Source organism: Citrobacter amalonaticus, assembly GCF_018252635.1.
Taxonomy (GTDB): domain Bacteria; phylum Pseudomonadota; class Gammaproteobacteria; order Enterobacterales; family Enterobacteriaceae; genus Citrobacter_A; species Citrobacter_A amalonaticus_E.
In genome coordinates this window covers 215,717-230,032 of the sequence record NZ_JAGTXM010000004.1, presented here as the reverse complement: position 1 = coordinate 230,032, position 14,316 = coordinate 215,717, and the positions used below count along the sequence as shown (strand labels likewise).

At 54.2% G+C, this 14,316-nt stretch carries 15 protein-coding genes and 1 riboswitch; of the genes, 13 read left to right on the top strand and 2 right to left on the bottom strand.

Annotated features, from left to right (window positions below; all coding sequences use genetic code 11):
* Positions 1 to 7: 7 nt before the first annotated feature.
* On the bottom strand, positions 8 to 1,264 hold the full coding sequence (gene hemA / locus KE671_RS13885) for a glutamyl-tRNA reductase (RefSeq protein ID WP_206163412.1): 1,257 nt from the start codon (positions 1,262 to 1,264) through the stop codon (positions 8 to 10).
* Positions 1,265 to 1,465: 201 nt separating this feature from the next.
* On the opposite strand from hemA, the gene lolB reads away from it, so the two are divergent.
* From lolB to KE671_RS13825, 12 genes are all read left to right on the top strand, one after another.
* Positions 1,466 to 2,089 carry a lipoprotein insertase outer membrane protein LolB gene (gene lolB / locus KE671_RS13880; RefSeq protein ID WP_061077715.1) on the top strand — a complete coding sequence of 208 codons (624 nt, stop codon included), beginning with the start codon at positions 1,466 to 1,468 and terminating at the stop codon, positions 2,087 to 2,089.
* Complete coding sequence (gene ispE, locus KE671_RS13875; RefSeq protein ID WP_206163411.1) at positions 2,086 to 2,937, top strand: 4-(cytidine 5'-diphospho)-2-C-methyl-D-erythritol kinase; 852 nt, start codon at positions 2,086 to 2,088, stop codon at positions 2,935 to 2,937. Before lolB ends, ispE begins: the two co-directional genes overlap by 4 nt.
* A gap of 149 nt (positions 2,938 to 3,086) precedes the next feature.
* Complete coding sequence (gene prs, locus KE671_RS13870; protein WP_001518537.1) at positions 3,087 to 4,034, top strand: ribose-phosphate diphosphokinase; 948 nt, start codon at positions 3,087 to 3,089, stop codon at positions 4,032 to 4,034.
* Between the two features lie 124 nt (positions 4,035 to 4,158).
* Complete coding sequence (gene dauA, locus KE671_RS13865) at positions 4,159 to 5,838, top strand: C4-dicarboxylic acid transporter DauA (protein ID WP_206163410.1); 1,680 nt, start codon at positions 4,159 to 4,161, stop codon at positions 5,836 to 5,838.
* A 145-nt stretch (positions 5,839 to 5,983) separates the two neighbouring features.
* Complete coding sequence (locus tag KE671_RS13860) at positions 5,984 to 6,475, top strand: GNAT family N-acetyltransferase (protein WP_206163700.1); 492 nt, start codon at positions 5,984 to 5,986, stop codon at positions 6,473 to 6,475.
* Positions 6,476 to 6,653: 178 nt separating this feature from the next.
* Positions 6,654 to 6,881: riboswitch (cobalamin riboswitch) on the top strand.
* A gap of 219 nt (positions 6,882 to 7,100) precedes the next feature.
* Positions 7,101 to 8,153 (top strand): ABC transporter substrate-binding protein, encoded by a 1,053-nt coding sequence (locus tag KE671_RS13855; RefSeq protein WP_206163409.1) that lies wholly within the window; start codon positions 7,101 to 7,103, stop codon positions 8,151 to 8,153.
* A gap of 65 nt (positions 8,154 to 8,218) precedes the next feature.
* A complete protein-coding gene (locus KE671_RS13850) occupies positions 8,219 to 9,286 on the top strand; it encodes a FecCD family ABC transporter permease (protein WP_206163699.1) in 1,068 nt (355 codons plus the stop codon).
* The gene (locus tag KE671_RS13845; RefSeq protein WP_206163408.1) at positions 9,283 to 10,098 is read left to right on the top strand and encodes an ABC transporter ATP-binding protein; all 816 of its coding nucleotides are present in this window, start codon (positions 9,283 to 9,285) and stop codon (positions 10,096 to 10,098) included. The genes KE671_RS13850 and KE671_RS13845 overlap by 4 nt, the downstream gene beginning before the upstream one ends.
* Positions 10,099 to 10,109: 11 nt before the next feature.
* Positions 10,110 to 10,550 carry a pseudoazurin gene (locus KE671_RS13840; RefSeq protein WP_206163407.1) on the top strand — a complete coding sequence of 147 codons (441 nt, stop codon included), beginning with the start codon at positions 10,110 to 10,112 and terminating at the stop codon, positions 10,548 to 10,550.
* A 14-nt stretch (positions 10,551 to 10,564) separates the two neighbouring features.
* Complete coding sequence (petA, locus tag KE671_RS13835; protein WP_206163406.1) at positions 10,565 to 11,113, top strand: ubiquinol-cytochrome c reductase iron-sulfur subunit; 549 nt, start codon at positions 10,565 to 10,567, stop codon at positions 11,111 to 11,113.
* Between the two features lies 1 nt (position 11,114).
* Positions 11,115 to 12,254, top strand: coding sequence for a cytochrome b (locus KE671_RS13830; RefSeq protein WP_206163405.1), 1,140 nt, complete (start codon positions 11,115 to 11,117; stop codon positions 12,252 to 12,254).
* A gap of 5 nt (positions 12,255 to 12,259) precedes the next feature.
* Positions 12,260 to 13,063 (top strand): cytochrome c1, encoded by an 804-nt coding sequence (locus KE671_RS13825; RefSeq protein ID WP_206163698.1) that lies wholly within the window; start codon positions 12,260 to 12,262, stop codon positions 13,061 to 13,063.
* A gap of 71 nt (positions 13,064 to 13,134) precedes the next feature.
* Here KE671_RS13825 and ychH read toward each other — a convergent pair whose 3' ends face one another.
* A complete protein-coding gene (gene ychH / locus KE671_RS13820; RefSeq protein WP_012132144.1) occupies positions 13,135 to 13,413 on the bottom strand; it encodes a stress-induced protein YchH in 279 nt (92 codons plus the stop codon).
* 275 nt (positions 13,414 to 13,688) lie between these two features.
* Between ychH and pth the strand changes: the two genes are divergently transcribed.
* Complete coding sequence (pth, locus tag KE671_RS13815; RefSeq protein ID WP_206163404.1) at positions 13,689 to 14,273, top strand: aminoacyl-tRNA hydrolase; 585 nt, start codon at positions 13,689 to 13,691, stop codon at positions 14,271 to 14,273.
* Positions 14,274 to 14,316 lie beyond the last annotated feature (43 nt).

Sequence of the window (14,316 nt, the reverse complement as noted above, 5' to 3'; positions counted from 1 at the left end):
TGTGTTGCTACTCCAGCCCGAGGCTGTCGCGCAAGATATTCAGGCGTTCGTCATCCCCGTCACGGGCGGCCTGCTGAAGAGATTTGGTTGGCGCATGGATCAGGCGGTTGGTCAGTTTCCACGCCAGATCCTGCATAATGGCCTGCGCGTCGCCGCCCTGTTCCAGAGCAGCAAGCGCTTTTGCGGTCAGTTCATCCCGTACGTGCTCAGACTGACTCCGGTATTCACGAATGGTTTCACTGGCGCCCTGAGCACGCAGCCAGGCCATAAACTCGCTGGTTTCCTGTGCGACAATCGTTTCGGCTTCCACTGCCGCGGCTTTGCGCTGCGCCAGGTTGTGCGAAATGATGCTTTGCAGATCGTCAACGCTATAAAGATAGGCGTTAGCCAGTTTACCGACTTCCGGTTCGACATCTCGCGGAACGGCGATATCCACCAGCAGCATCGGCTGATTGCGGCGGCTTTTCAGCGCACGCTCCACCATCCCTTTGCCAATGATAGGCAGCGGGCTGGCGGTTGAACTGATGATAATGTCCGCTTCCCGCAGACGTTCGTCGATGTCGCTGAGTGCAATCACTTCGGCACCCACTTCATCGGCCAGAACCTGAGCCCGCTCGCGGGTGCGGTTGGCGATGATCATCTTCTGCACGTGGTGTTCGCGCAGATGGCGCGCCACCAGCTCGATGGTTTCGCCTGCGCCGACCAGCAGCACGGTAACCGTCGAAAGCGACTCAAAGATTTGGCGTGCCAGCGTACAGGCGGCAAACGCAACGGACACGGCGCTGGCGCCGATATCGGTTTCGGTACGGACCCGTTTGGCGACCGAGAACGATTTCTGGAACATACGTTCCAGCGCGCTGGCGTTCAGGTGGCCCTTTTGCGAATCCGCAAAGGCTTTTTTCACCTGACCAAGAATCTGCGGCTCACCGAGCACCAGCGAATCCAGACCGCTGGCGACACGCATCAGATGGCTGACCGCGTCGTTATCCTGGTGCCAGTAGAGGCTGCTGCGCAGATCCTCTTCCTCAAGATTGTGGTAATCACATAACCAACGAATCAGCGCTTCCTGCAGGTTGTCCTGCTCTTCCACGCTGAGATACAGCTCCGTGCGGTTACACGTCGACAACACCACGCCGCCCTGCACCATTGGCTGCGCAAGCAGGCTTTCCAGCGCCTGATCGAGCGTATCCGGCGAAAACGTGACGCGTTCTCGCAGCGATACAGGTGCCGTCTTATGGTTAATGCCGAGCGCTAAAAGGGTCATGTCTGCGGGAGTAGTACCAGCGTTGATATGGTTAGTCTGCTCGCATCATACAGGATGCGCGGAATCAATAAAAGAGAGCGCCCCCTTTTGGAGTAATAGCTTACTGCTTAAATTAAGATAACGTGAACGTAGACGATATACCCGCGTGGCGCTAGCATTAAGGGTTATTATTGCAACGTATCACAAGGATTCGTCATCATTATGACCCTGCCTGATTTTCGCCTGATCCGCCTGCTTCCGCTGGCAACCCTGGTTCTGACCGCCTGTACGATCAACGCACCGAAAGGCCCGGGGAAAAGTCCGGACTCTCCTCAATGGCGGCAGCATCAGCAGGAAGTCCGTCAATTAAATCAGTATCAGACACGCGGCGCGTTTGCTTATATTTCCGACGAACAGAAGGTCTATGCACGCTTTTTCTGGCAGCAGACCGGCCAGGATCGCTATCGCCTGTTATTGACCAACCCGCTTGGCAGCACCGAGCTTGAACTGAATGCACAGCCGGGTAACGTGCAGTTAATGGACAATAAAGGCCAGCGCTATACCGCAGACGATGCCGAAGAGATGATCGGCAAGTTGACCGGTATGCCGATCCCGCTGAACAGCCTGCGTCAGTGGATCCTTGGCCTGCCGGGCGACGCGACCGACTATAAACTCGACGACCAGTACCGTCTGAGTGAAGTGAACTACCGCCAGGACGGAAAAAACTGGAAGGTGGTCTACAGCGCGTATGACAGTAAAACCACCCCGGCGATGCCGGCCAATATGGAGCTCTCCGACGGCGCTCAGCGTATCAAGCTGAAAATGGATAACTGGATTGTAAAATGATGACCCAGTGGCCCTCTCCGGCAAAACTGAATCTGTTTTTATACATCACCGGACGACGTGCGGACGGTTATCACACGCTGCAAACGCTGTTTCAGTTCCTCGACTATGGCGACACCCTCAGCCTGGAACCGCGCAGCGACGGAGAAATTCGTCTCCTGACGCCGGTTGACGGTGTGGCAGATGAAGACAACCTGATCGTTCGCGCCGCGCGACTGCTAATGAAAGCAGCCGCAGAGCGCGGTCGGCTGCCAGCCGGTTGCGGTGCGGATATCCGTATCGAAAAGCGTCTGCCGATGGGCGGAGGACTTGGCGGAGGATCGTCGAACGCGGCAACCGTACTGGTCGCGCTAAACCACATCTGGCAGTGTGGTCTGTCGCTGGACGAACTGGCCGCGCTCGGATTAACGCTCGGGGCTGACGTTCCGGTGTTTGTTCGCGGACACGCCGCCTTTGCCGAAGGCATTGGAGAGATTCTGACCCCTGTGGAACCGGCTGAAAAATGGTACCTGGTGGTGCATCCGGGCGTCAGCATTCCTACGCCGATGATTTTTAACGATCCCGACCTCCCCCGTAATACGCCAAAAAGGTCAATAGAAACGTTATTAAAATGTGAATTCAGCAATGATTGCGAGGTTATCGCAAGAAAACGTTTTCGCGAGGTTGATGCGGCGCTTTCCTGGCTGTTAGAATACGCGCCGTCGCGCCTGACTGGTACAGGGGCCTGTGTCTTTGCTGAATTTGATACAGAGTCTCATGCCCGGCAGGTGCTTGAGCAAGCCCCGGAATGGTTTAATGGCTTTGTGGCTAAAGGTGTCAACCTTTCTCCACTTCATCAATCCATGCTTTAGCCGGGCAAGCTGAGTTTCGGTGACAACGTCACCCTGTTCCAGACGTTGCATCGCGCTCGTTAATACACCGCATGGAGAGAGTCCTGCCTGGCCCGCACAGTTTTTGGCAAACTCTTTCCACCAATGGACGCATGCCTGAGGTTCTTCTCGTGCCTGATATGAAGCTTTTTGCTGGTAACGCCACCCCGGAACTAGCACAACGTATTGCCAACCGCCTGTACACTTCTCTCGGCGACGCCGCTGTAGGTCGCTTTAGCGACGGCGAAGTCAGCGTACAAATTAACGAAAATGTACGCGGTGGTGATATTTTCATCATCCAGTCCACTTGTGCTCCAACGAACGACAACCTGATGGAATTGGTCGTTATGGTTGATGCCCTGCGCCGTGCTTCCGCAGGCCGTATCACCGCCGTTATCCCTTACTTTGGCTATGCGCGTCAGGATCGTCGTGTACGTTCCGCCCGTGTGCCGATTACGGCAAAAGTTGTCGCTGACTTCTTATCCAGCGTCGGCGTTGACCGCGTTCTGACCGTTGACCTGCATGCTGAACAGATCCAGGGCTTCTTCGACGTTCCGGTTGATAACGTATTTGGTAGCCCCATTCTGTTAGAAGATATGCTGCAGCTGAATCTGGATAACCCGATTGTGGTTTCTCCGGATATCGGTGGCGTCGTGCGTGCCCGCGCTATCGCTAAGCTGCTCAATGACACCGATATGGCGATCATCGACAAGCGCCGTCCGCGTGCAAACGTCTCTCAGGTGATGCACATCATCGGTGACGTTGCAGGTCGTGACTGCGTTCTGGTTGACGATATGATCGACACCGGTGGTACGTTGTGTAAAGCAGCTGAAGCGCTGAAAGAACGTGGTGCAAAACGCGTATTCGCTTACGCCACTCACCCAATCTTCTCAGGCAATGCGGCAAACAACCTGCGTAACTCTGTAATTGATGAAGTTGTTGTCTGCGATACCATTCCGCTGACCGATGAAATCAAAGCACTGCCGAACGTGCGTACGTTGACCCTGTCGGGTATGCTGGCCGAAGCGATTCGTCGTATCAGCAACGAAGAATCGATTTCTGCTATGTTCGAGCATTAATCGAACCCGGCTCAAAGACCCGCTGCGGCGGGTTTTTTTGTCTGTAACCTTTATTTGTATGACTTATGCCTCCTTCACCTGCCATTTAGTTGACAGATGATGCGCTCATGGATGAAACATTATTGTGAACAGAATTTTTTCCTCACATGTGATGCCTTTCCGCGCCCTCATCGACGCTTGCTGGAAAGAAAAATATACCGCCTCACGGTTTACCCGTGATGTGATTGCCGGGATCACCGTCGGGATTATTGCTATCCCGCTGGCGATGGCGCTGGCTATCGGGAGTGGTGTTGCGCCGCAGTACGGACTTTATACCTCCGCTGTGGCCGGGATTGTTATTGCCCTAACCGGGGGCTCGCGTTTTAGCGTCTCAGGCCCGACCGCCGCGTTTGTGGTGATCCTCTATCCCGTTTCGCAACAGTTTGGACTGGCAGGCCTGCTTGTCGCGACGCTGATGTCCGGGGTTTTCCTGATCCTCTTTGGCCTGGCCCGCTTTGGCCGCCTGATTGAGTACATCCCGGTCTCGGTTACCTTAGGTTTTACCTCAGGGATTGGTATCACCATTGGTACCATGCAAATCAAAGACTTCCTCGGTCTGCAAATGGCTCACGTGCCGGAGCACTATCTGCAGAAAGTGGGGGCATTGTTTATGGCCCTGCCAACCATTAACCTGGGCGACGCCGCCATCGGGGTGGTCACGCTGGGCACTCTGATTATGTGGCCGCGTCTGGGTATTCGCCTGCCGGGCCACCTGCCCGCCCTGCTTGCTGGCTGCGCCGTCATGGGGATCGTCAACCTGCTGGGCGGCCACGTTGCCACCATTGGTTCTCAGTTCCACTATATTCTGGCCGACGGCTCACAGGGCAACGGGATCCCGCAACTGCTTCCGCAACTGGTGCTGCCGTGGAACCTGCCTGATTCTGATTTCACGCTGAGTTGGGATTCCCTGCGCGCTCTGCTTCCGGCGGCATTCTCAATGGCCATGCTGGGGGCAATTGAGTCCCTGCTCTGCGCCGTGGTGCTTGACGGAATGACCGGGACGAAACATAAAGCCAACAGCGAGCTGATTGGTCAGGGCCTGGGGAATATTGTCGCGCCCTTCTTTGGTGGGATTACCGCAACGGCGGCGATTGCCCGTTCGGCGGCAAACGTCCGCGCTGGCGCAACCTCCCCCATTTCCGCAGTGATCCACGCGCTTCTGGTGATTATGGCGCTGCTGGCGCTGGCACCGCTGCTCTCCTGGCTGCCGCTGTCGGCAATGGCTGCCCTGTTGCTGATGGTGGCATGGAACATGAGCGAAGCCCACAAAGTGGTGGATTTGCTACGCCATGCGCCTAAAGACGACATTATCGTGATGATGATGTGTATGTCGCTGACGGTACTGTTTGACATGGTCATCGCCATCAGCGTCGGGATTGTGCTGGCTTCGTTACTGTTTATGCGTCGTATTGCACGCATGACGCGACTGGCGGCGGTTAACGTTGAAGTGCCGGACGATGTGCTGGTGCTGCGCGTAATCGGCCCTCTGTTCTTTGCAGCAGCGGAAGGATTGTTTACCGATCTGGAGTCGCGCATCGAAGGCAAACGTATTGTCGTACTGAAATGGGATGCAGTACCGGTGCTGGATGCCGGCGGTCTGGATGCCTTCCAGCGCTTTGTGAAAAGATTGCCCGAAGGTTGCGAACTGCGGGTAAGTAACGTCGAGTTCCAGCCCCTGCGCACGATGGCGCGCGCAGGCATTAAGCCGATTCCGGGGCGTCTGGCCTTCTTCCCGAACCGCGACGCGGCGCTGGCTGATTTATAATCATTTACGGTTACCGGGCTGTTCCTGTGCAGGCCGGTAACTTTTCCACTCTGCACACTGTTTTTCCCTTCCCGGGTTGTTATTATCCGTCTTCTGTTAGCGCAAATAAAAGTGACAAATCGTGATTTCATATACGCTACGTGAAATGACCGGAGAGGATATTCCGGCGGTTCAGTTATTTCTGGTTCAACACCTGAACGAATTCTTTGCGGCTGGCAGGCCTGTCCCTGATGCCGGACAAGATGTTTTTAACCTGCAGGCACAGTATATTCAACAGCAGCGGAATACATTGCTTTGTGCCTGGAGCGAAAGGAATGAACTCATCGCTACCCTGGCCATCTGCCAATATGATGACCGTATAGCAGAACTTCGTGGACGTTATATTTTGACAGAAACGGCAGAAATTTGTCGCTGCTATGTGGACAAACGTTATCGCAGAAAAGGGATTGGTCGCCAGTTACTCGCTTTTGCTGAAACATACTGTGAGCGACAGCAGTACACGTTATTATACTTACATACTCACCATTTTTTACCGGGGGGGTATTCATTCTGGCGACGTAATCATTTCCAGGTTGTGATGGATATGCACGATGACTGGCAATTAGTGCATCTGGAGAGATCACATAAATTAACATGAAGAAGAATATTACTTGATCAACGTCAATCAATTCTCATTTAGCTTTTCATTACTACGCTGAGTTATCCAAAATTTCACCATTCAAAACTGCATAACTTATTGATATAGTTTAGGTAATTCACATCAAATTCAATTACCCTCCTCTTTTCCCCTGCAATTGATCTTGTTAACAAATGCCGATACAGTCCTTTTCGACAGCATTTCATTACACCAACATTGTAATGAATAGGAACATGGTGCGGATTATTTTAATCCCATGCCATGACTGCCCCCGCAACTGTAGACGGATGCAGAATATCCTCGTGCAGCATATTATGTTGCAGGTCACTGTAAAGCGAGTCTTTATGGGAAGGCCGATGTTCTGATTACCGTGAGTCAGGAGACCTGCTGTCAAATTTATGACCCATTGAGTGGACGGGATGGTCCATGGGATGATTTATTTGACATAAACCACCGTGAAAGGTGAATCAATTTGCTGACTGAAGTGCAGACTTTCTTTATTTGCATAACGTCATGCATAAATTTCACGATGTGCTGTCATCTATCGTCATGAACTCTCCCGATATATGGAACGATATAATCCATGACCAGACGTTCAGATTCTGGCATGAACGGGATGATAATAATGCACGCTAATTTTACCTCTTTGCCTTATAAAAAAATGCTTCTGGCTGTTGCCGGTACCGCGCTGTTTTTCACATCAGGTCTTTCTCATGCCGCCAAAACCCAATATCCATTGACGATAAAAAACTGTGGCCGGGATATCACGTTTAACGCAGCACCAAAACGCGTCGCCACCGTAGGACAAAACAGCACGGAGATCCTGTATGCGTTGGGTCTGGCCGACCGCATGGTAGGCACGTCGCTGTGGTTCGGGCCCGTGCCCGACGCGTATAAGGCAGCAAATGACAACATTGCGGTTATTGCGCAGAACATCCCCAGCTTCGAAGGCATCATTGCCAAAAAACCGGATCTGGTCGCCAGCCAGTTCGAATGGCAAATCGGCCCCGCCGGTACCGTGGCGTCTTATGAACAGTTCAGCGAACTGAAGGTCCCGGTCTATACCGCACCGGCAGACTGCGCGAAAGATAACGAAGATGGTGGTGATGGCGTGCGTAAAGGGATGTTTGATATCGCGATGGTCTATCAGGAAGTGGCCGACTTAGCGACGATCTTCGACGTTCAGGATAAGGGTAACGAACTGATCGCCAGCCTTAAAGCGCGCGAAGCGGCAGCGAAAAACAAAATCGCCGGGATGGATAACCGCGTCTCCGCCGTCTTCTGGTTCTCCAGCGCCGACCTGCAGTTGGATCCCTATGTTGCCGGGAAATTAGGACCTGCCGCCTGGATTGCGCAAACGCTGGGCATCAAGAACGTCATTGATTCCGCCGAAGAGTGGCCAACGGTCGGTTGGGAAACCATCGCCAAAGCCCAGCCGACGGTGATTGTGCTGGGGGAAATGAGTCGTCGGCGTTTCCCGGCCGATGACTGGCAGGTGAAAATGGATTACCTGAAATCCGATCCGGTCACCCAACTGATCCCCGCCGTAAAGGCCAATCATTTACCGGTGATTGACGTGCAGACCATGAATGCTGGTATCAGAACCATTGACGGTGTTGAAAAGCTGGCCGATACCCTGGTTGAGTACGGCTTAGCGCACCCTCAGGCCGCGCATTAATCCTCGTTTTGCGCCAGCTCCCGACGGGGCCGGCGCGTTTTATGCACTCCGAAACGCAGGTCACTATGAGCGATATACGCAGGACGCGTCACGCCGTCAGTCGGTTAACGGTTAATGTTTGCGGTCACGCCCTTTGGGTTAGCGTGCTGATGTGCGGCGTCCTGCTGGCAGGGATCGCCATTGGCGAGACGTTTATTCCCTGGCAGCACGTACTCAACACGCTGGCAAACCGTCTGTTTGATACCCATTATCCGGTTGATGCGCTGGATGCCGGGATCGTCTGGAACTATCGCCTGACCCGTGCGCTGGTCTCAGCCAGTTGTGGCGCCTGCCTGGCCGTATCGGGCGTGGTTTTACAGTCGTTACTGCGCAATGCGCTTGCCGAGCCGTATCTGCTGGGCATTTCCGCAGGCGCATCAACCGGCGCGGTGCTGGTTGCGCTGACCGGACTGGGCGCCGGAATGATCAGCATGTCGTTCGGCGCATTTTTCGGCGCCCTGACCGCCTTTTTGTTTGTGGCTCTGCTGGCGGTAGCGGCAGGCGGCAGACAAGGCGGCGGAGTCACCACGCATATTATTCTCGCCGGGATTGCCAGCTCTCAGTTATTCAATGCCCTGACCTCACTGATCATCACCCGCTCCGCCAACGCGGAACAGGCGCGCGGCATTATGTTCTGGTTACTCGGGAATCTGAGCGGCGTCCGCTGGCCAGACGTGGTACTGGCGATCCCCACCGCGCTGACTGGCGTCGCGATTTGCTTTTGTTATGCCCGTCATCTTGATGCCTTCTCTTTTGGCGCGGAGTCCGCCGCCTCACTGGGTATCCCGGTAAAACGCACCCGTGGCGTGCTGATTGCCGCCGTAACCGGTATGACGGCCATTATGGTCTCCATCGTCGGTGCAATTGGCTTTGTGGGACTGGTGATCCCTCACGCCGCCCGTCTGCTGGTCGGCAATCAGCACCATCGTCTGCTGCCTGTCAGCGCGCTGATCGGCGCCATTTTCCTGATCGTTGCCGATGTTATCTCCCGCACGCTGCTCCCCGGACAAGTTCTGCCCATCGGCGTGATCACCGCCCTGGTCGGCGCGCCCGCGTTTTCCATCATCCTGATCAGAGGAAACCCGACCAAATGACCGCCAACCCTGTATCGACCCCGGTTGCCTCCCGCGAGGCGATTATTCATGCGGAATGTCTGCACTGGCAGGTGAAAGGCAAAGTGATTGTCAATAACGTCTCACTCAGCGTGGCGCCAGGTGAGTTTGTCGGCATTATCGGTCCCAATGGCTCCGGAAAAACGTCGCTGATTTCGCTGCTGGCCGGTCTGCTGAAGCCTACTGCCGGTCACGTCCTGTTGCAGCAAAAAGCGCTGCATCGCTATTCGCGTCGTCAACTGGCGCAGCAGGTCGCACTGGTTGAGCAGCAGGCAGAAACCAGTGAGCGCCTGACTGCGTTACAGGCCGTCTCGCTGGGGAGAACCCCGTGGCTGAGCCTGCTGAATCCGTGGTCGGATAACGATGACCATATCGTCCAGACCATGCTGGAGAAAGTCGATCTTCAGCATCTTCGCCATCGCTGCTGGCACACCTTTTCCGGTGGTGAAAAACAGCGCCTGCATATTGCCCGCGCGCTCGCTCAGCAGCCACAACTGTTACTGATGGACGAACCCACTAACCATCTCGATATTCAACATCAGATTGGGATTCTGAGCCTGGTGAAACGCGAAAAGCTGACGGTTGTCGCCGCTCTCCACGATCTTAATCATGCTGCCATGTTCTGCGATCGCATCGTCGTGATGAACGCAGGTCGTCTGGAAATGCAGGGCTCTCCCTGCGCCATTTTCACCTGCGAGAATCTTCGCACCTGGTTTGGCATTGACGCCATCGTTGAGCGCGATCCCCAGGGTGCGAACTGTTTTATCCGTTATCAAAGACCTGAAGAAGCCTAAGGAAGCCCCACATGAACTATCTCAAACCGGTCCTGAACATATTATGTCTGCTGGCCCTCACCGCCTCTGCGGTTGCGCAAACCCACGAAGTGCTTATGAAGAATCGCGGTTCAGCTGGCCCCATGGTCTATGAGCCGGACTATCTGGAGATTCAACCCGGCGATACCGTGAAATTTATCCGCAAGCACAAGAGTCATAACGCAGCATCAATCGCTGAGCTGTCGCCTGCGGGCTACCCGGGATTTATCGGCAAAATCGATGAGGAGATCGCTGTGACGTATAACCATGCAGGCTTCTACGGCATTAAGTGCACCCCACATTATGCGCAAGGGATGGTCATGCTGATAAAAGTCGGCGACGCCACCCTGCCGGACAGTTATCGCGCGTTTACGGCCCCTGGGATTGCCGATAAGCGCTTCCAGGACATCTATTCGCGCATTGATAAACAGTAAGGGAGAGCGCGGGAGTGGAGAAAAAACAACCGGAGAAAGACATTTTGCAACAACGACGCCGTTGCCTGTGCAAATTGACAAAATTTGTCGGCGCGGCGGGAGTGACTGCCGCCGTCTGGCCGTTAATCTCCGCATTAGGGCCTGACGAGAACGCGCGCGGGGAAAATGAGCCGATAGACGTCTCGCTGGCGGGGATCGCCGCAGGGCAAACCGTCAGACGCATCTGGCAAGGAAAACTGATCCTCATCCATCATCGCACACCGGCGGAGATCGCCGCAGCCCGTGCGGGTGACCACAGCACGCTTATCGACCCGCAAACGGACAGCGAACGGGTCGCATCTGACTATCCGCAGTGGCTGGTCGTTCAGGGATATTGCCCACATGCCGGCTGTGTTCCCAATACCAGACCCGGTGGACAGGGCTGGATTTGCCCGTGTCACGGTTCGGAGTTTGATACTTCCGGGCGCGTCACCCGCGGCCCTGCAACCGCCAATCTGGCCGTTCCTGAATTTGCCTTTCATCCTGATGGTCTGACCGTGCGTATTGGCGCTAAGGACGTGTGAGATGATCCGCTGGCGCATTCCTTTCCCGCGCTCCATCGTCGGTGTATGGCTGTTCGCCATCGGCGCGATTCTTCTGGTGATGCTGGGAATACAGATACTGACCGGCATCGTGCTGGCGATGTTTTACGTCCCGACGACAGAACAGGCGTTTGATTCCATCATCCACATCATGCGCGCAGTGAGCCACGGCGAGTTGCTACGCAATATGCACGCCATCGGCGCATCGCTATTTTTCTTTGCCTGCTATCTGCATATTTTCCGTGGCATGTATTACAGCGTCTACCGCAGACCCTATGTGACGATGTGGATGATCAGCGTCACGCTGTACGTGCTGCTGATGATCACTGCGTTTCTCGGATACAGCCTGATTTGGGGGCAAAAGAGCTACTGGGCGGCAACGGTGATCGCCAGTTTCGCTCGCGCCATTCCGGTGGTGGGAGACGGGTTATATACCTTCCTGGTGGGCGGCTATACGCCAGGTACCCCCACGCTGGGACGCTTTTACGTTCTGCACTTTATTCTTCCCTTTGCTGTCGTGGTAATGACGATTTTCCACGTCCGTACGGTACAGTCAGCCTTTGCGCACGCGATGAAACGAGCCTTCAGCGAGAAAGCGTCTCGTAGTCTGCTCTTTGATTACCGAATCACGGATTCCGATGCTATTAAAATCACGTTATTCCTGATCCTGTTCACCTGGTTTTTGTTTTTCGCACCGCATTATCTGAGCAGCGCGGATAACTTCATCCCGGCGGATCCCACGGTGACGCCGGCGATTGTTGCCCCGGAGTGGTACTTTCTCCCCTTCTTTTCCATTTTGCGCTGCTTCCCGAACGAACTCGTCGGGCTGGCAGCGATGTGCGGCTCGGTGTTGATCTTCTATTTTCTCCCGTGGCTGGATACCTCCCGCGCGCGTTTTCGCCACTACAGCAACTGGGTGAAGTGGGGTTTCTGGCTGTGGGTGCTGAACGTCTTTTTTTTGGGCTGGCTGGGTTCAAAAGCACTGGTTGGCCCCGATCTGACGGAAGGCATTCGTAGTGAAGAGGGATGGATCCGCGCGGTCTCACAACTGTCGACAATAGGCTATTTCGCCTGGTTTTTGCTGGTGCTGCCCTGTCGTCGTTATCTGGAAAAGCAGGACTGAAGATGATGAGACAATTACTCAGATACAGCATGCTGTGGGTGGCACTCTGCACGATGGACCTCGCACTCGCGCAAGACGCCGTGCCGACGCGTCAGGAGTGGAGTTTCAGCGGTCTTTCTGGAGAATATGATAAGGAGCAGCTCCGACGCGGTTTGCAGGTCTATGAAGAGAAGTGTCGGGCCTGTCACGGCATGAAATACCTGACGTTTCGCTCGCTGACCAGACCCGGCGGCCCGGAACTGACGACAGAAGACGCGAAAAACCTCGCCAGCGGCTATGTCTTTGCGATTATTCAGGATGACGGTCAACCCGGCGAGCGGGAAGGCACCCTGAACGACAGCTTTATTTCGCCTTATCTCAACGATCAGGAGGCAAGATACCTGAATAATGGCGCCCTGCCCGTGGATTTGAGCTATATCGTTCGCGCCCGTACCTACGATCGCGGCTTTCCACAATTTCTGCTGGACGCGTTTATTCCCTACGCCGGGCAAGGGGCGGATTATCTTTTTGCACTCTTAACCGGTTATCTGCCCGATGATCCGCAACTGAAGGCGAATCGTTACTATCCGGGTGGGGTGATTAACATGCCAAAACCACTGGCGGATGGCGAAATAGAATGGCAGGCAGAAATGGATGTCGCGCAGACTGAAGAACAGTACGCACGTGACGTCACCGCCTTTCTGGCCTGGGCAGCCGATCCCGACCTGACGGCACGGAAACACCAGGGAATGTATGTCATGGGTTATCTTGCCATCATGCTGGCGTTATTATGGATACAGCGGCGAATGAAAAGACGCGCAAAACAGTAACCGCGAGAAAAAAATCGCTAACCGTGACCAGTCAGCCTGATGCTGGCTGGTCATTATCTTGCAGCGAAACGTTAACTGTGACGACGATTGTCGTTACGGCGGCAACGTTTGTCGTAGTGACGCACCCACCAGTAGCGGTCGCTGACTTGCTCATGTCCCCCTACTCGGGCACCCGCCAGCCACAGAATGGCACCGACGAAAATACTGAGCACTGCGCCATGTGCGAAAAATTGTGGCAGGTTAAATTGCGGCAACTGGTTTAAAATGGAGTAACCCACGCCAACCACCATAACCACTAACCCCAAACCCATGAGCACATTACCGAGTAACGAAGCGTTTTTGCGTTTCATATGTCACCTCCGGAACTTTTGGGTTGCTTCAGGGAATACCCCTAATCCTTATGTGTAAAGTATAGACAACACACCGCTTTGGTAGTGCGCCTGTGATCACAATTACAACCCATTATTCAACAAAACTTTACAAATAAGCCTCTGAACACCTTGACTTTACAATAATCAATATGGGCAATTATTCAGTTTTCGGCTGAAGTGATACGGTTCTTTGTCAAGCGGGACGACAGACAGTAAACTACGCGCCAGTTATTGGAACACTCAGGATAGAAAACGTGACGATTAAACTGATTGTCGGCCTGGCGAACCCCGGCGCTGAATATGCAGCCACCCGACATAATGCGGGCGCATGGTACGTCGATTTACTGGCAGAGCGGTTGCGTGCCCCTCTGCGCGAAGAGCCGAAATTCTTTGGCTACACCACCAGAGTCAGTCTGGAAGGTGAAGATGTCCGTTTATTAGTTCCTACCACGTTTATGAATCTAAGCGGCAAAGCGGTCGGTGCAATGGCGAGTTTTTATCGCATCAATCCCGACGAAATTTTAGTGGCTCACGATGAACTGGATCTTCCCCCCGGAGTGGCGAAATTTAAACTCGGTGGGGGCCATGGCGGGCATAACGGGCTGAAAGACATTATCAGCAAGCTCGGCAATAACCCTAACTTTCATCGCTTACGCGTCGGAATCGGCCATCCCGGTGATAAAAATAAAGTTGTCGGCTTTGTGTTAGGCAAACCGCCTGTTTCTGAACAGAAGTTAATTGACGACGCAATTGACGAAGCGGCACGTTGCACCGAATTGTGGTTCAAAGACGGTTTGACCAAAGCAACGAACCGATTGCACGCGTTTAAAGCGCAATAAGCAGTGATGTGCGGCATTTTTGCCGTACGCTGTGTATAATAGG